13 protein-coding genes are annotated in these 16,523 nt (G+C 72.3%); 3 read left to right on the top strand and 10 right to left on the bottom strand.

Annotated elements, in window-relative coordinates:
- Positions 1–51: 51 nt before the first annotated feature.
- From ACE3UN_RS08510 to ACE3UN_RS08500, 3 genes are all read right to left on the bottom strand, one after another.
- Positions 52–1,845: a S8 family peptidase gene (locus ACE3UN_RS08510; protein ID WP_374674500.1), complete on the bottom strand. Its 1,794-nt coding sequence runs from the start codon at positions 1,843–1,845 to the stop codon at positions 52–54.
- Positions 1,846–2,037: 192 nt separating this feature from the next.
- A complete protein-coding gene (locus ACE3UN_RS08505; RefSeq protein WP_374674499.1) occupies positions 2,038–2,742 on the bottom strand; it encodes a lysoplasmalogenase in 705 nt (234 codons plus the stop codon).
- Positions 2,739–4,397, bottom strand: coding sequence for a M48 family metalloprotease (locus tag ACE3UN_RS08500; RefSeq protein WP_374674498.1), 1,659 nt, complete (start codon positions 4,395–4,397; stop codon positions 2,739–2,741). Before ACE3UN_RS08500 ends, ACE3UN_RS08505 begins: the two co-directional genes overlap by 4 nt.
- Before the next feature lie 122 nt (positions 4,398–4,519).
- Here ACE3UN_RS08500 and moaC point away from each other — a divergent pair, with 122 nt between their 5' ends.
- The 3 genes from moaC to ACE3UN_RS08485 are packed head-to-tail and all read left to right on the top strand — an operon-like array spanning position 4,520 to position 6,477.
- The gene (moaC, locus tag ACE3UN_RS08495; protein ID WP_374674497.1) at positions 4,520–5,038 is read left to right on the top strand and encodes a cyclic pyranopterin monophosphate synthase MoaC; all 519 of its coding nucleotides are present in this window, start codon (positions 4,520–4,522) and stop codon (positions 5,036–5,038) included.
- Entirely contained in the window at positions 5,031–5,792 is a 762-nt protein-coding gene (locus ACE3UN_RS08490; protein WP_374674496.1) for an SDR family oxidoreductase, read from the top strand. The genes moaC and ACE3UN_RS08490 overlap by 8 nt, the downstream gene beginning before the upstream one ends.
- Positions 5,793–5,802: 10 nt before the next feature.
- Entirely contained in the window at positions 5,803–6,477 is a 675-nt protein-coding gene (locus ACE3UN_RS08485; protein WP_374674495.1) for a hemolysin III family protein, read from the top strand.
- Between the two features lie 25 nt (positions 6,478–6,502).
- Here ACE3UN_RS08485 and ACE3UN_RS08480 read toward each other — a convergent pair whose 3' ends face one another.
- From ACE3UN_RS08480 to ACE3UN_RS08450, 7 genes are all read right to left on the bottom strand, one after another.
- Entirely contained in the window at positions 6,503–7,852 is a 1,350-nt protein-coding gene (locus tag ACE3UN_RS08480) for a tetratricopeptide repeat-containing protein (protein WP_374674494.1), read from the bottom strand.
- Positions 7,853–7,897: 45 nt separating this feature from the next.
- Positions 7,898–9,082, bottom strand: a complete 1,185-nt coding sequence (locus tag ACE3UN_RS08475) for a patatin-like phospholipase family protein (protein ID WP_374674493.1) — start codon at positions 9,080–9,082, stop codon at positions 7,898–7,900.
- 37 nt (positions 9,083–9,119) lie between these two features.
- Positions 9,120–11,243 (bottom strand): putative bifunctional diguanylate cyclase/phosphodiesterase, encoded by a 2,124-nt coding sequence (locus tag ACE3UN_RS08470; RefSeq protein WP_374674492.1) that lies wholly within the window; start codon positions 11,241–11,243, stop codon positions 9,120–9,122.
- A 27-nt stretch (positions 11,244–11,270) separates the two neighbouring features.
- The gene (locus ACE3UN_RS08465) at positions 11,271–11,801 is read right to left on the bottom strand and encodes a YfiR family protein (protein ID WP_374674491.1); all 531 of its coding nucleotides are present in this window, start codon (positions 11,799–11,801) and stop codon (positions 11,271–11,273) included.
- Entirely contained in the window at positions 11,798–13,723 is a 1,926-nt protein-coding gene (locus ACE3UN_RS08460; protein WP_374674490.1) for a TonB-dependent receptor plug domain-containing protein, read from the bottom strand. Before ACE3UN_RS08460 ends, ACE3UN_RS08465 begins: the two co-directional genes overlap by 4 nt.
- 184 nt (positions 13,724–13,907) lie before the next feature.
- Positions 13,908–15,638 (bottom strand): ABC transporter substrate-binding protein, encoded by a 1,731-nt coding sequence (locus ACE3UN_RS08455; RefSeq protein WP_374674489.1) that lies wholly within the window; start codon positions 15,636–15,638, stop codon positions 13,908–13,910.
- Positions 15,639–15,733: 95 nt separating this feature from the next.
- Positions 15,734–16,042: a DUF2160 domain-containing protein gene (locus ACE3UN_RS08450; protein WP_374674488.1), complete on the bottom strand. Its 309-nt coding sequence runs from the start codon at positions 16,040–16,042 to the stop codon at positions 15,734–15,736.
- Positions 16,043–16,523: the final 481 nt, after the last annotated feature.

The following is a 16,523-nucleotide window of genomic DNA, read 5'->3' as shown; positions in this document are numbered from 1 at the left end:
TCGGGCTTTAGATTGCGGCAAATTCCGCATTCCGGCCCGCGCGCCCGACCGTCACTGGCTCAGGCCGAGCGTGTAGGTGCCCGACGAGCCGGTGCTGCCCGAGTAGTAGCGCACCCGCACGTACCAGGTCACCGCGCCGGTGCCGGTGTTGGTGCGCACGATCGAGTCGACCTGGCCCGTGCCCTTGACGCTGCTGGCGAGCTGGGTGCCCGACGCGTTGTACAGGTACAGGTCGTAGTCGGAGCTCGCGTTCGGCGTCAGCGTCGAGGTCAGCGTCTTGCCGGCGCCGACCGTCACCTTGAAGTAGTCGGTGTCGCTGGTCGAGCCGATGGTGCCCGACACCGTGGCCGGGTTGGCCGTCACCGACTGCGCCGTGGCCAGCGTGTTGTTGCTCTCGACCTCGGGCACGTTCGTGCCGCCGCCACCGCCGCCGCCGGCCGCATCCACCGCTGCACTGGCGTTGACGATGCCCGAGCCGCACTGCGAGCAGGTGCCGGGGAAGGCGCGTGCGGTGCTCTTGAGCATCGACTCCACCTGGTCCGGCGTGAGCGCGCCGTTCTTGGCGAACATCAGCGCCGCGACCGCCGCCACGTGGGGCGCGGCCATGGACGTGCCCTGGTAGTAGGCGTAGGTGTCGCTGCCGGGCGAGCTGGTGCCGGTGTTCAGCGTGGAGTACACGCCGTTGGCACTGCTGCCGCTCATGTCGCCGCCCGGGCCCGCCAGGTCCACCACCGAACCGTAGTTCGAGTAGTAGGCGCGGCTGCCGCTGCGGCCGGTGGCCGCCACGGTGATCACCCCGGCGCAGCTGGCCGGCGAGTAGTTGGCCGCGTTGGCGTTGGAGTTGCCCGCCGCCACCACCACCACCGCGCCGCGGCTGCGTGCGTCGTTGATGGCGCTCTGCGTGGTGGAGTCGCAGCTGCCGCTGCCGCCGAGCGACAGGTTGAGCACCTTGGCCGGGTAGGCGTTGGCCGATACGCCGCTGACCGTGCCACCGGCGGCCCAGCGGATGGCGTCGGCGATGTCGGAGGTGTAGCCACCGCACTTGCCCAGCACGCGCACCGGCACGACCTTGGCGCCGAAGGCCACGCCGGCCACGCCGCTGGCGTTGTTGGTGACGGCCGCCACCGTGCCGGCGACGTGCGTGCCGTGCCAGCTCGAGTTCTGCGCCGCGTGGCTGCCGCCGCACTCGTTGGCGGCGATCCAGTCGCCCGGGTCCAGCGCGCTGGCGTCGCGCCCGTTGCCGTCGTTGGCCACGAAGGTGTCGGCGATGAAGTCGTAGCCGCCGACGATGTTCGCCGCCAGGTCCGCGTGCGGCCGGTAGCCCGTGTCGATGACCGCCACCCGCACGCCCGTGCCGGTGGACTTGTCCCAGGCCGACGGCGCGTTCAGGCCACCCGTGGCCTCGTGGTAGTGCCACTGCAGGTTGTAGCTGGTGTCATTGGGCGTGAACAGCGGCACCATGCGCCGGTCGGGCTCGACGTACTCGACGTCGGTGTCGACATCGGCCACCGCCCGGGCCAGCGCGCGCACCTCGCGCACGCTGAGCAGGCGGTCCAGCTTCATCACATGGGCCCCCGCGGCGGTGGAGCGCAGGTACTGCATCTGCACCCCGGCGCGCTGCACCGCCTCGTGCGCGAGTGCCATGCGCTGGGCCTCGGCCCGCGCGGCGGCCGGTGTGCCGGCCTTGTACTTGATGATCAGGCGGTCCGTGTGGCCGGTGATCGCCGCTTCCAGCGGCGACATGTCCAGGGACGCGCCGCCGGCGAGGGCGGCGGGAGAGCAGGCCATGGCGGCGGCCATGGCCAGGCACGAGGCGACGAAACCTCTGCGTGCAATCGAACTCATGAACACTCCTCGATCTCCAATGGTTCCAGCGGATACACCGGCCGCCTTCTCGGACCAGAGGTCATCCCGGCGGGGCGGCTCGGCACGGTTGCACCCCGGGTGGGGGCGCTGGATCATCGAGGCAAGGTCAGTGCCGCAGGCACCCGGCAAACCCCCAAGGTTCTTCAGGAATCGTCAGCAACCAGATGTGATTCACGCGGCCGACACAGCGCCGTGGGCGGGCGCGGACGCCGGCGCGGGGGCGGCCAGGCTGGCGGCGATGGCGGCCTGGGCCACCCAGTACGTGGCGAGAATGCCCACGCCCGCCATCGGCACCGGGCCGGCGAATCGGTGGGTGGCCAGCAGGGCATCGGACAGGAGGAACAGCAGCCCGCCCACGGCGCCCAGCCGGGCGGCCGCATGCGCCGGCGTGCCGCGCGCGGCGAGCCAGGCGCCCGCGGACAGCGCCGCCATGCTGCCCAGCGCAGCCACGTAGGCCATCACCGGCGCCCGCAGCGCGGCCGGCACCCCGGGCCACAGGTGCGCCAGCACGCCGGCCGCCACGGCGGCGTAGGCGATGAAGGGCGCCCAGCGCGAGGCACCGTGCGCCGCCGGCCGCGACCGGCCGAACACCACCAGGTAGGCCAGGTGCGCGAGCAGGAAGGCCACCAGGCCGGGCAGGAAGCCCTCGCGCGGCCAGAGCAGGGCCACGTCGCCCAGCCAGGACAGCACCAGCCCGGCACGCAGGGCGGCCTGGCGCAGGGGCTCGCCCGCCCCGCGCGGCCAGGCCCAGGCGATGAGCAGGGCCGTGGTCAGCGGCTTGAGCACCATGAACAACCCGCGCAGTCCCCACATCTCCGCGGCGATGGCGGCCACCGCGCTCACGGCCGCGGCGGCCAGCCAGGCGGCGCGGCTCACTGCACGTCCTCGGGGCGCTCGCCGCGCATCTCGGCCAGCAGGCGGCGGCGCTCGACCTCCAACTCACGCAGGCGGGACTGGATCACCGACACCTCCACGTAGTCGTCAGAGCGGGTCTGCTGGGCGATCTCGCGTGCCACGCGCAACCGGTCCACCGCACCGAGCACATCTCCGCCGGCGTAGGCGGCCTCGGCCCCGGCGCGCAGGGCACGCAGCCGCAGGCCCAGCGGCTCGGCCACCTGCGACAGCATGAGCCAGGCGAGCGCGTCGCGCTTGTGTTCGGTGACCCAGGTCTGCAACCCCTCGGTGGCCTGGCGCAACGCCTCGGGTGCGCCGCGGTCGCCGCTGCGGTGGCGCGCGAGCGCGGCCTGCGCGCGCAGCAGCAGCATCGGGCGCGAGCGGTCGCGCGCCAGCGGCGCCAGTGCGGCGTCCAGCCCGGCCGCCAGCGGGGCCGCCGGGCCGCCGCGCTCGGCCAGCACCGACACCCTCAGCATGGCCAGCAGGCGCATCGCGGCGGCGTCGCCGGCGAATGACTTGGTCGCGAGTGCGTCCGCGGCGTCCAGCAGGCCCCCGGCGCGGTCGAAGTCGCGCAGCAGGGCGCTGGCCTGGGCGCCGCCGTACAGGGTGGCCAGGCGGGCCAGTGGCGTCTCGGGGCCGGTGCCCGACAGGGCGGCCTGGCCCAGCGCCTGCAGGCGCAGCAGCGCCGGGTCCGTGCGGTCCATCAGCACCCGCGCGCGGGCCTGCATGAGCGCATGCGGCACCGGCGAGGCGACTGGGGCCGGCCGGCCGGTGGCCTCGCGGATGCGCAGCCGGGCGTCGCTGATGCGCTCGATGGTCAGCGGGTGGGTACGCAGGTACGGGTACTGGTTGCTGTCGTTCAGGCGCATGGCGCCGTCCATCTTCTCGAACAGGCTGGCCATGCCCTGTGCCGAGAAGCCGGCGCCGGTGAGCACCTCCAGGCCGATGCGGTCGGCCTCGCGCTCCATCTCGCGCGAGAAGTTGAGCTGGCCCTGCGCGGCCGCGGCCTGGCTGCCCATCACCACCGCCTGGGCGGCGTCGGAGGTGGTGGCCCGACTGGCCGCGATCAGCCCGAGGATCATGCCGGCCATCGCCGCCAGCGTCTGGCGCTGTGCGTTCACCATGCCGCGCGCGATGTGGCGCTGGGTGACGTGCGTGATCTCGTGGGCCAGCACCGACGCCAGCTCGTCGCGCGAGGTGGTGAGTGCGATGAGACCCAGGTACACGCCCACGTAGCCGCCTGGCAGGGCGAAGGCGTTGACCGGCCGCTCGCCCACGAGGAAGGCCTCCCAGGCGAAGGCCTGGTCCAGCGCGCCGTCGATCTCGCCGCGGGCCCGCGCCGCGGCCACCATCGGATCGAACAGCGACAGCAGGTACTCCTGCAGCACCGGGTCATCCAGGTAGGCCGGGTCCCGGCGCACCTCGCGCATGATGCGGTCGCCCAGGCGGCGCTCGGTGAGGATGTCGAAGTCCTCGGAGACGGCATCGCCCAGCGCGGGCAGCTTCACCTGGGCCCGCACGGGCGCCACCGGCCACCCGGTGGCGAGCAGGGCGGCGGCGAGCGTGGTGGCCAGGGCGGCGCGCAGGCGGCGGCGGGGGGCGGGCAGCGTGCCCGCAGGCGTGGCGTGGGGTCGCAAGGGCAGGGCGGCTCAGGGCGTGGCAGGGGTGACAGACACATGGACCCCGGCCAGGGCCGGCGGTTCCGCCGTCGCTATGATGACACCGACACCCCGGCCGGGTTGTTTCTGCCTTGTCACCCATGAGCGACCCGCACTCCTCCTCCGCTTCCGCTTCCGCCTCCCCGCTCACCCACTTCGATGCCCAGGGCCAGGCCCACATGGTGGACGTGTCCGGCAAGGCCGAGACGCACCGCATCGCGCGCGCCACGGGCAGCATCCGCATGCGGCCGGACACCTTCAGCCTGGTGGCCACGGGGCAGGCGGGCAAGGGCGACGTGGTCGGCGTGGCCCGCATCGCGGCCATCCAGGCGGCCAAGCGCACGGCCGAGCTCGTCCCCTTGTGCCATCCGTTGCCGCTCACCCGCGTGTCGGCCGAGTTCACGCTGGACGAGGCGGCGAGCGCCGTGCACTGCACCGTGCAGGCCGAGACGGTCGGCAAGACCGGCGTGGAGATGGAGGCGCTCACCGCGGTGCAGGTGGGCCTGCTCACCATCTACGACATGTGCAAGGCCGCCGACAAGGGCATGGTCATGACCGACATCCGCCTGCTGGAGAAGCAGGGGGGCAAGTCCGGGCACTGGACGGCCGCCGGTGGCTGAGCCGGCGCGCCGCGTCCTGCTCGTGACCGGCGGCAGCCGGGGCATCGGCGCCGCGGTGGCGCGCCAGGCCGCCCGGGCCGGCTGGGACGTGGCGGTGAACTGCCGCGTGGACGTGGCGGCGGCCGCGCAGGTGGCGGCCGAGGTCCAGGCCGCCGGCCAGCGCGCGCAGGTGGTGCCGGCCGACGTGGCCGACGAGGCGGCGGTGGAGGCGATGTTCCGGGCCGTGGACGCCGGCCTCGGGCCGGTGACGGCGCTGGTGAACAACGCCGGCACCGTGGACGTGGCGGCGCGGGTGGAGGACATGCGCGCCGAGCGCCTGGCCCGCATGTGGGGCATGCACCTCACCGGGAGCCTGCTGTGCGCGCGCGAGGCCATCCGCCGCATGGCGCCGCGCCACGGCGGCTCGGGCGGCGCCATCGTGAACCTGTCCTCGGCCGCGGCGCGGGTGGGCTCGCCCGGCCTGTACCTGGACTATTCCATGGCCAAGGCGGCGATCGACCACTTCACCACCGGGCTGGCGCGCGAGGTCGCCGCCGACGGCATCCGGGTGAATGCGGTGCGTCCGGGCATCATCGATACGGCCATCCATGCCCGCCACGGCCACGCCGAGCGCGTGGCGGCCACGGCGGCGCAGTTGATCCCCATGCGGCGCCTGGGAACGGCCGACGAAGTGGCCGCCGCGGTGGTGTGGCTGCTGTCGGCGGACGCCGCGTACGTGACGGGCGCCCTGCTCGACGTGGCGGGAGGGCGCTAGCATGGCGGCCATGCGCGCTGCCTCGTCTTCCCGTTCCGCTGCCCGCCCGCAGACGCTGGGCGAGGAGATCGCCAATGCCGTGAGCCACGGCCTGGGGGCCCTGCTCGCCATCGCGTCGCTGCCCATCCTGGTGTACTACGCCGCTCAGCAGGGCGGGGCGGTGGACGTCGTGGCGGCCAGCGTGTTCGCCGGCACGGCCATCCTGCTGTACGGGGTGTCGGCGCTGTACCACGCGGTGCCGGAGAGCGCGGCCAAGCGCTGGCTGGGCCGGCTGGACCATGCGGCGATCTACCTCTTCATCGCCGGCAGCTACACGCCCTTCGCGCTCGGCGTGCTGCGCGGCGGCTGGGGCTGGACGATCTTCGGCATCGTGTGGGCGGCGGCGGCCTTCGGCGTCACCATCAAGCTGCTCGACCGCCTGAAGCACCCGCTGGTGTCCACCGCGCTGTACCTGGCCATGGGCTGGGTCGTGGTGGTGGCCCTGGGGCCGCTGATGGAGCGCATGTCGGCCAGCGGCCTGGCCTGGCTGGTGGCCGGCGGGCTGAGCTACACCGCCGGTGCGGTGGTGTACTTGCTGGACAACCGGGTGCGCTACGCGCACTTCGTGTGGCACCTGTTCGTCCTGGGTGGCAGCGTGTGCCACTTCTTCGCCGCGCTCTGGCATGCAGTGCCCGCCCCGGCCTGACCACGCGGCGCCCGCCCCGGCCTGATCAGGGCGTCGCCCCACCGGGCAGGGCGGCGACGGCCGCGGCCACGGTGAGCCCGGCCAGCGCCGCCGGCAGCATGGCCTGCAGCTCCGCGCGCCAGCCCCGCACCCGCTCGCCGTGCGCCTCGCGCGTGGGGCGCATCCAGTCCGAGCTCTCCAGCGGCCGCAGGCGCGCCGCCGCGCGTTTCTCGGCCGCCGCATCGCCCAGCGCGATGGCCGCCAGCCAGGGCGTGACGGCGCGCCAGAAGCGGCCGCTGCCGGCGTGGCCGCTGCGGTGGCCCTGGCGCGCGCTGGCGTCCTGCGCCCAGGCGAGCGCGTCGCGCCAGGCGCGTTCGGCCAGCACCCACTCGGCGTGGGCCTCGCCGAACTGGCCCGCCCGCGCCAGCGCCGCGGCCCGCGCCAGGCGCAGGCTGCCCAGGTGGCTGGCCAGGTAGTGGTCGGGCCTGAGCAGCACGGACCGGCGGTAGCTCTGCAGCGCCTCCTCGAAGGCCTCCTGGCGAGCGGGCTCCAGCTCCCACAGGCGGCGGTGCACGGCAGCCCAGAGGCCGAGCGTCTCGGGGTCGTTGCTGCCGGCCGGCTCCAGCGGCACCAGCAGCGCCCGGGCCTTGTCCAGGGCGCGCTTCTCGCTGGGCTGGCGCGATCGGTACGTGGCCAGGGCCAGCTGCAGGGTGGCCTGGCGGTCGCCGGGCGCGAAGCGCTGCACCTGGATCCAGGCGCGCACCGCGGCGCGGTAGTCCTCCTGCGCCATGGCCTGCTGCGCCCGCTGCAGCCATTCGCGGGCGCTGCGGCCCGGCCGGGCCGCGGCCTGCGCGGCGTCGCTCGCATCCTGCGGCGGCTGCAGCCCCGGCAGCATGGCGTACACCGGGCTGTCGGTGCGGGCCTCGGCCATCACGGCCTGGATGGCGGCGGCCAGCTCGCGCTTGAAGCGCTGCGCCTCCTTGGCGCCCAGGTCGGGGCCCAGGTGCTCGTAGCGGCGGATGACGATGTGGTTGACGTCGAACGGGCTCTTGAACTTGGACTCCGCCACCACCAGCGTGGTGCGGGGCCGCAGGGCGTAGCGCACACCCAGCTCGAAGGCCGCGTTGAGGTTGTAGGTGGACAGGTCGGCGATGACCAGGTCGGCGTGCAGCAGCCGCTCGTACATGGGGATGTCGATCGTGCCGGCGTGCACGATCTCGTCGGCCCGCTGGCAGCGCAGGCCGGCGCGCTCCACGGCTTCCTTGATGACGTCGTACGAGGCGTCGAGGTCGAGCTGGCGCCCGTCGGTGTAGTCGGTCTTGAGGCCGAAGCCCTGCACCACGAAGCACAGCGGCCGGTCGTCGGCGGGAGGCGAGGGCGGCTTGGGGCGGGGCATGTCGGGCGGGGGGCTGTCGAGCTCGGGCCGATTGTGGCCGCGGCGTCAGACGAAGCCGTCGAGGTGCTCGGCGCGCAGGGTCTTGGCGGCGTAGGCGGCCCCCACGCGCTGGATCTCCGCGATGTGCGCCACCCCGTCCAGCGTCTGCACGGCGGCCGGGTCCAGGACGTGCAGGCCGAGCGCGTCCAGCCCGGCGCGCGAGACGTCCGGGTCGTAGCGCAGGTAGCTGAACAGCTTGGCCGAGGAGGTGGCGGTGGCCCCGTGGGGGCCGGTGCCCGCCAGGCTGACGAGGTCGCCCACCTCGCGGTCCAGCGGCGGGCCGTAGCGGCAGTCGCCCACCACGCGGCAGGCCATGTCCCAGCCGGCGCTGGCGCCGTTCATCAGCGCGGCGGGCAGGTTCTTGGCATGGTCGAGCAGCCACAGGTCCTCGGCCTGCAGGCCGGGCCGCGCGCGCGGCGCGTGGCCCGTGCCCACCGACACGACGAGCAGCTGGTCGCGGCCGGCCGGCCAGTGCACGCCGTAGGGCGCGGCGGTGACCATCTCGAAGGCCAGGAACGCCGGGTTGTTGTACGTGGTGACCCCGCCGTCAACGAAGACGAAGGTCTCCTCCTTGGAGGTGCCGGCGCCGAGGGTGACCACCTCGGGGGGGAAGTAGGTGGGCGCGGCGGTGCTGGCGCGCACCAGCTGCCACAGCGGCAGGTCCAGGTTGCAGTCGGGCCGATCGCGGCGGTTGTAGCGGGCGCGCGGGTGGTTGCTCACCGGCCAGGGCGAATCGGTGGTGTGGTTGCGCAGCACCATCATCAGCAGCGTGCGCAGGCCCGGGTCGCCCAGCGTCGCCGGCGCCGCGCCGTCCGCGTGGCCCAGGGCGCGGTTGAGGGCCTGGCGCAGCGTGGCGGCGAGCGGCTCGTCCTCGTAGCCGTAGCGCAGCCGCTTGAGCAGCCCGGCCGGGTGGAACATGGCCTCGCCGCTGTCGACGTAGAAGCGGCGGATCTGGTCCGTGGCCATGCCGGCGGACAGGCAGGTGGCGATGATGGCGCCGGTGGAGGTGCCGCAGCAGAAGTCGAACCAGTCGGCCAGCACGCCCTGCGGCCGGCCGGTGCGGTCGCGCAGCAGCGCTTCGAGCCGGGCGAGGATCTCGATGCTGATCAGGCCGAGGATGCCGCCGCCATCGCAGGCGAGGATGCGCTTCGGGCCGGGGGCGTCCAAGCGGTGCAGCAGGGCGGCGTTCATGGGCCGGCAGGGTAACGCCTGCCGGTGCCGCCGTGCGTCAGGCGGGCTGCAGCAGGCGCCGGGCCGGCGGGTCGAGCAGGGCCATGGCCTCGGGCTCGTCCAGCGGGCGGGCGAAGAGGTAGCCCTGGCCGCGGCGGCAGCCCATGCCCAGCAGCGCCTGCGCCTGGGCGGGCGTCTCGATGCCCTCGGCGATCACGTCGGCGCGCAGCGCCGCGCCGATGGCCACGATGGCGCGCGCGATGGCGTCGCCGTGCGTGGCGCCGGACTCGCCCAGCTTGTTGACGAAGGCGCGGTCGATCTTCAGCGTGGTGATGGGGAAGCTGTCCAGGTAGGCGAGCGACGAGTAGCCGGTGCCGAAGTCGTCGATGGCCAGGCCGAAGCCGGCCGTGCGCAGCCGGCCCAGCCGGCCGAGCATGAGCTCGCTGCGGTCCACGAGCAGCGACTCGGTGAGTTCCAGCTCCACCGCGCCGGCGGGCAGCCCGCTGTGCGCCAGCACCTCGGCCAGGCGCACGATGGACTCGTCGCTGGCCAGCTGCCGCGCCGAGAGGTTGACGCTCATCTGCAGGTGGGGATGGCGGCGGCGCCACCGCACGAGGTGGGCGCAGGCTTCACGCAGCACCCACTCACCGATGCGCTCGATGGCCCCCGTGGTCTCGGCCAGCGGAATGAACTCCGCCGGGCTCACCGCGCCCACCACCGGGTGCGTCCAGCGCAGCAGCGCCTCGAAGCCGAAGACCGCCGGCGCCGGCGCGGGCGCGGGCGCGGCCCCGGCGGCCGGCTCGCCCATCAGGAACTGCGGCTGGAACACCAGGCGCAGCTCGCCCCGGTCCAGCGCCCCGTCCAGCGATTCCTCCACCAGCTGGCGGCGGCTGGGAGGCTCCAGGCCGCCCTCGTGGTGCAGCCAGTAGCGGTTCTTGCCGCGCTCCTTGGCGCGGTACATGGCGCCGTCGGCCCGGCGCATCAGGGCGTCGCGGTCGCGCGCGCCGTCCGGGTACACGCAGGCGCCGATGCTGGCCGAGATGGCGGGCGCCTGGCGCTGGCCCAGCCGGTAGGGCGCGGCCAGCGCCTCCACCAGCTTGGCCGCCACCGTCTCCACCTGCCGGCTGTCGCTGTCGTCGTCGATGATGACCGCGAACTCGTCGCCGCCCAGGCGGCATACGCCGTCGCTGCGCCGCAGGGTGTCGGTGAGGCGGCGGCCGACCTCCCGCAGCAGCTGGTCGCCGCTGTCGTGGCCGAGCGTGTCGTTGACCTGCTTGAAGCCGTCGAGGTCGATGTAGAGCATGGCCGCGCGGCCGCCGTCGCGGGCGGCGCGGGCCACGGCGGCGTCGATCCGCTCGCGGAAGTAGTGGCGGTTGTGCAGGCCCGTCACCGGGTCGAAATAGGCCAGGTCGTTCAGCCGCAGCTCCGCCTGGCGGCGCTGGTGCAGCTCGTGCGTGAGCCGCTCGTCGCGCCGCTGCAGCTCGTGCATCATCTGGTTGAAGCCGCTGGCCAGGGCATCCACCTCGTGGCTGCCCGACACATTGGCGCGCAGGCGGAAGTCGTGCTCGCGGCTGACGCGGTCGGTGAGCTCGACCAGCCGGCTCAGCGGCTCGGCCACGCGGGCGGACACGCGGCGCCACAGCGGGATGGAGGCCAGGAAGGCGACCGCCGCGAGCGCCAGGCTGAAGGCGACCGTGCCGGCCATGGCGCGGTAGGACGAGTCCAGTCCGGCCTCGATGGCCACGACGCCCACCATCTGCCCGTGCAGGCGCACCGGCTGGTACACCGCGGCACCGCACCACCGCATGTCGAAGCCGATGGCGGCGTTGGAGGGCCGCAGCACATGGCAGCTGCCGTCGGCGCCGGCGGCCGAGTACCGCCCCAGGGTGCGGCCGTCGGGCAGGAACAACCGGGCCTGCCGCACATCGGGCCAGGCGGCCAGCGAGGCGAGGATCTCGTTGGCCTCCTCCTCGTTGCCGAAGCTGATGGCCGCGGCGCTGTTGCTGCCGATGATGTCGGCCTCGATGGCCAGGGTGGCCTGCAGCGTCTGCTGGCGGTTGGAGGCCTCGTGCAGCACCATGCCGGCGCCGAACATGAGCAGCACCCCGGCCGTCAGCACCAGCCCGAGGGTGGTGATCTGGCGCCGGATGGTGTGCCGTTGCAGCGACAGGAGGGCACGCATGGCGAGGCGGTGTGCGGGCGGGAAGGCTCAGCCCCCGGCCACGTAGCTGGCAAGCTTGAGCATGCGGGCGCTGAAGTTGATGTTCGCACGGCGTGCCATCTTCAGGTTCACCTCGAAGCCCAGGCGCGCGTCGCGCTTGTGGATCTCGATCATCATGCCCCGGTCGGCCAGCCCGTCGCCATCGGTGATGGTCAGCACCGGCGCGCCCGCCAGGCGGCCGAGCACCTCGTCCACCTGCTGGCGCTGGCTGTCGTCGACGTAGAGCGCATGGCACCCCGCGAGCGAGTCGCGCGGCATCACGTGGCGGATGCTCACGTGCAGGCCGTTGAGCACCGGCTTGCCTTCCAGCCGCGCCAGGTGCTCGTCCAGCGGGGTGCGGCCGAGCACGCACAGCCGGAACGGCTCTTCCGGCGGCACGGGCCACTGGGTGAACTGGATGAAGTTGAACAGGTAGGCCGCCTTGAGGGCACGCTCATCCACCTGCGCCAGGGCCGGCGCCACCGGCCACAGCAGCGCCATCGCCAGCGCCGCCAGGCGGTGCAGGACGTGGCGGCTCATCGGAAGGTCCCCGTGAGTTCGATCCAGGCCGAGCGGGTCGGGAAGGTCGAGTCCTCCCGAAGCCAATGGTCAGAGGCATCCGGGTCGCCTTTCTGAAGCAAGTTGCGCCAGCCGACGCGCAGGTCGAGATTGGCGACCGCCTTCTGCGACACCAAGGTGAGGTCGAGCAGCGTCCTCGCCGGAATCCGGCGCCACGGCGACGCGTATGCGCCCACGTGCCGAGCCGTCGCGCTCAGTCGCAGCGCCTCTCCGTGCAACGGAGCGGACGCCTGGAGCTTGGTCAGGTGACGGGGGGAGTAGTACAGGCCCTGGCCAGCGCCAGGGGCCGCGTCCTGCCAAGCCTGGCTGCCGCGCACGCGCCAGCCGGCTGACTGCCACTCCACCTCCAACTCCGCGCCGCGCGCACTGGCATTGACGGTGGTGCCGGCGGCGTCCTCGTTGCGGGTGGAGAAGTGGTACAGCGAGCCGAGGACGCGGAGTCCACCTTGCTTGTACTCGGAAACCAGCTCGCTGGTGGTGGCAGTCACGGCTTCGTCCACCGGGACGCCCGCCGCCGCCTGGCTGTTGCCCGGTGTGGCCGCTTCGGCAGCGGAACGATACAGCGCGGAGCGGCCATGGGAGGCCTTGAGCGACCATGCGCGCGACACCTGCCAGACGGTGGCCACGCGGGGGCTCCAAGTCCACGGCGATCCGATACGGTGGTCCGCCCGGATGCCCACCGTCGCTGACCAGGCCTCGCTGAGGGTGAACTCGTCCTCCACGGAAAAGCCGACTGCGCGCTGGCTGTCGCTTCTGGTGTCCCGTGATCCGTCACTGTCCCAGTAGTGGAACCGCTGTTGAGGGTCGTGGCGAAGACGCACGCCCAGCGCTACACGCTGGTGCTGCCAACCGTCATAGCCGGCCTGGGCATCCAGCGCCCACCATCGACCATCGTTCACGTCTTCATAGCGGTAGCCGTCTGCCCAAGCGTCATTGAAGCGATAGGCATAGCGTCCATGCTGTGCTCTGAGCGAGACCCGCCAATGGGGCGCCGGCCGACTGTCGTGGCCAAGGGCAAGCAGTTCGTTGCGGTCGATCCAGGCGTCGTACCAACCGGGGACTTCGATCGGCAAGAAGCGGTAGTCGCGTGCCACGCGCCGCTGTGCCGTCATCAGCTGCGCATGGAAGCCCTCGTACTGCGCCTTGAGCAGCACGGTCTGGCTGTGCCCGATGTAGTGATCGACAAAGTCGCCGATCTCAGGTGAGGCCAGCCCGTTGTCGTGGTGCACCGACAGCGAGGCCAGCCATTCCAGACCATTGGCCTGGCGGCGGCCGGCGCTGACTCGCCAGGTGCGCTGGTTCCAGTCACCCAGCGCGCCGCTGACCTCCACGCCGTCGAGCGTGCGGCCGCGTTTGGTGATGACGTTGATGACACCCAGCAGGGCGTTGTTGCCGTACATCGCCGAGCCGTTGCCGGGCGCGTACTCGATGCGGTCGATCATCGCCACGTCGATCAGCCCGTCGCGGCCCAGGTAGAGCTGGTCGTACAGGTTGTCCGGTGGCGGGTTGCCGTCCACCAGCATCAGCACGCGCGAGGCGAAGGTGTCGCCACCCGTGCCACGGGCGCCGAGGTAGACGTAGTCGGACGAGTGGCTGATGTGGATGCCGCGCATGTGGTCCAGCACCTCACCGAGTGTGCGCAGACCATAGATGCGGATCTCCTCCGCAGTGAGCACCGACACCGCCGATGCCGCATCGGTCACTTGACCGGCGAACCGGGTCGCGCTCACGACCTCGGTGTCGAGCAGGCTTTCCAGCGGCAGGTCGGTCAGGTCGGCCGGGGTGGCGCGGGCAGGCAGGGCGGCGGACACCCCGACAGCGACGAGGCTGGCGAGGGCCAGGGCGTGGAAGCGGGGCGGGTGGGCAGGAACAGGCGGGCGCATGGGCAGGGCACATCCCGGCCCCCCGGGGCGGGCGGCCGACTGCGTGGAGTGTCGGTCCTCATATCGGCACCCCGACGCCCGATTTCAGTGCATCGGCCCGGGGGGGGGGGGGGGGGGGCCGGGGGGGCCGCCCCCCCCCCGCCCCCCCGGCGCCGGGCGGCATGGCCCTCAGGCCAGCAGGGACTCAGCGCACCTTGCCCTGCTTCCACGCATTCAGCAGCGTGTCGTAGGCGATGGTTTCACCCTTGGGCTTCTCGTTGGCCAGCTTGGCCCAGGGCGCCTGCTGGTTCGACAGCCACTTCTTGGGGTCTTCCTTCTTGTTGAGCCTGGGCGCGCACTTGGCCATGCCTGCACGCTCCAGGCGGGCCAGCACGTCGTCCATCTCCTTGGCGAGGTTGTCCATGGCGGCCTGCGGGGTCTTTTCGCCGGTCACCGCCTGCGCCACGTTCTTCCACCACAGCTGGGCCAGCTTGGGGTAGTCGGGCACGTTGGTGCCGGTGGGCGTCCAGGCCACCCGGGCCGGGCTGCGGTAGAACTCCACCAGGCCGCCGAGCTTGGGCGCCATGTCGGTCATGGCCTTGCTCTGGATGTCCGACTCGCGGATGGGGGTGAGGCCCACGATGGTCTTCTTCAGGCTCACCGACTTGGCCGTGACGAACTGCGCATACAGCCAGGCGGCGGCGGTGCGGTTGGCGTCATGGCCCTGGAAGAAGGTCCAGGAGCCGACGTCCTGGTAGCCGTTCTGCATGCCCTGCTTCCAGTACGGGCCGTTGGGGCCGGGCGCCATGCGCCACTTGGGCGTGCCGTCGGCGTTGACCACCGGCAGGCCCGGCTTGGTCATGTCGGCGGTGAAGGCGGTGTACCAGAAGATCTGCTGGGCGATCTGGCCCTGGGCGGGCACGGGGCCGGCCTCGCCGAAGGTCATGCCGGTGGCCTCCTTCGGCGCGTACTTCTTCATCCAGTCCACGTACTTGGTGAGCGCGTAGACGGCGGCCGGCGAGTTGGTGGCGCCACCACGCTCGACGGAGGCGCCCACCGGCGCGCACTTCTGCGCATCCACCCGGATGCCCCACTCGTCCACCGGGTTGCCGTTGGGGATGCCCTTGTCGGCGGTGCCGGCCATGGACAGCCAGGCGTCGGTGAAGCGCCAGCCGAGCGACGGGTCCTTCTTGCCGTAGTCCATGTGGCCGTAGATCGGCTTGCCGTCGATGGTCTTCACGTCGTTGGTGAAGAACTCGGCGATGTCCTCGTAGGCGCTCCAGTTGAGCGGCACGCCGAGGTCGTAGCCGTACTTGGCCTTGAACTTGTCCTTCAGGTCCTTGCGCTCGAACAGGTCGGCGCGGAACCAGTACAGGTTGGCGAACTGCTGGTCGGGCAGCTGGTACAGCTTGCCGTCGGGAGCGGTGGTGAAGCTGGTGCCGATGAAATCCTTCAGGTCCAGCCCGGGGTTGGTGAAGTCCTTGCCCGCACCGGCCATGTAGTCGGTGAGGTTCATGATCTTGCCGTAGCGCCAGTGCGTGCCGATGAGGTCGGAGTCGCTGATCCAGCCGTCGTAGATGCTCTTGCCGGACTGCATGCTGGTCTGCAGCTTCTCCACGACGTCACCTTCCTGGATGAGGTCGTGCTTGACGGTGATGCCGGTGATCTCGGTGAAGGCCTTGGCGAGCGTCTTGGCCTCGTACTCGTGGGTGGTGATGGTCTCGGAGACGACCGAGATCTCCTTCACGCCCTTGGCCTGCAGCTTCTTGGCGGCCTCGATGAACCACTTCATCTCGGCCATCTGCTGGTCCTTGCTCAGCGTGGACGGCTGGAACTCGGCATCGATCCACTTCTTGGCCTCGGGCTCGCCGGCCCAGGCGTGGCCGGCGACGGCGCAGGTGGCTGCCAGGGCGAGCGCGGTGTGGCGCAGCTTCATGTCATGTCTCCTCGTCTCATTGCTTCCCCGTGTGCGGTTGGCGGTCACCACGGCCCCGGGGAAGCACCGGGCCGGATTCCGTGGAGGGTGGGCGGTCAGCCCTTCTTCATGATCAGCGCGAGCACGGCCATGGACAGCACAAAGCTGATCCATACGCTCGGTTCGCTCTCGAGGCTGAACCACTCGGCGAACCAGCCGGCCATGCCCACGAAGGCCAGGTTGATGTAGGCCGCCGTGAGCAGCCCGATGAACAGGCGGTCGCCCCGCGTGGTGGCGATGGGCAGGAAGCCCTTGCGCACGGTGGTGGGGCTCCTGATCTCCCACACCGTCATGCCCACCAGCATCAGCACGATGCAGGTGAAGAACACCGCGATGGGGGTGGTCCAGACCATCCAGTCGAACATGGGTGGGTTTCCTTTCAGTTGGCGAGAGGGGCGCGCGGGCGGGGAGCCGGCATTCGCCCGGGCTCATGCGTTCGCGCCCTCGGCTGCGCCGAGGGTGCCCTGCGCTGCTCGCTACGCGGGGCGGCTGCGGTGGATTCGCAGCCGGCCGCCTTCGCGCCCGGCTGCATAAATCCTCCTCGCTCGGTCCGCTGCGGGGCAGCGGACTGCCCCCGCTCCACTGCGCTGCTCGGCGCTGCCGAAATCGCCCAGGCGAATGCCGGCTCCCCGCCTGGAGTCCGCGTGGCAGTGGCACGGGCCCGTTTGTCACGGGGGGCAGTCAAGGCCGTTGGACGCGGGCGGGTGGGGCCGGGCGCCGGGGCGATGTGGGAGCGCCGAGAAGCGCAGGGCCCGGGTCGGCGCGCGCAGCGCGCTTCGTGAACTGACCCGCGGCGACTGTCCGAGCGAAGCGAACGCAGTGAGCGCAGCGAGTTGAGCCGCGCGA

Source organism: Ideonella sp. (assembly GCF_041918995.1).
Classification (GTDB): Bacteria; Pseudomonadota; Gammaproteobacteria; order Burkholderiales; family Burkholderiaceae_C; genus Ideonella.
Note: the sequence above shows the minus strand (reverse complement) of the source record. Positions and strands in the feature narration are given on the sequence as shown.

What these genes read in the sequence shown, in the direction of transcription:
- ACE3UN_RS08465 (WP_374674491.1), bottom strand. Translation starts at nt 11,801, where the DNA reads ATGAGCCGCCACGTCCTGCACCGCCTGGCGGCGCTGGCGATGGCGCTG.
- ACE3UN_RS08485 (WP_374674495.1), top strand. Translation starts at nt 5,803, where the DNA reads ATGCGCGCTGCCTCGTCTTCCCGTTCCGCTGCCCGCCCGCAGACGCTG.
- ACE3UN_RS08460 (WP_374674490.1), bottom strand. Translation starts at nt 13,723, where the DNA reads ATGCGCCCGCCTGTTCCTGCCCACCCGCCCCGCTTCCACGCCCTGGCC.
- ACE3UN_RS08475 (WP_374674493.1), bottom strand. Translation starts at nt 9,082, where the DNA reads ATGAACGCCGCCCTGCTGCACCGCTTGGACGCCCCCGGCCCGAAGCGC.
- ACE3UN_RS08450 (WP_374674488.1), bottom strand. Translation starts at nt 16,042, where the DNA reads ATGTTCGACTGGATGGTCTGGACCACCCCCATCGCGGTGTTCTTCACC.
- ACE3UN_RS08455 (WP_374674489.1), bottom strand. Translation starts at nt 15,638, where the DNA reads ATGAAGCTGCGCCACACCGCGCTCGCCCTGGCAGCCACCTGCGCCGTC.
- moaC (WP_374674497.1), top strand. Translation starts at nt 4,520, where the DNA reads ATGAGCGACCCGCACTCCTCCTCCGCTTCCGCTTCCGCCTCCCCGCTC.
- ACE3UN_RS08480 (WP_374674494.1), bottom strand. Translation starts at nt 7,852, where the DNA reads ATGCCCCGCCCCAAGCCGCCCTCGCCTCCCGCCGACGACCGGCCGCTG.
- ACE3UN_RS08510 (WP_374674500.1), bottom strand. Translation starts at nt 1,845, where the DNA reads ATGAGTTCGATTGCACGCAGAGGTTTCGTCGCCTCGTGCCTGGCCATG.
- ACE3UN_RS08470 (WP_374674492.1), bottom strand. Translation starts at nt 11,243, where the DNA reads ATGCGTGCCCTCCTGTCGCTGCAACGGCACACCATCCGGCGCCAGATC.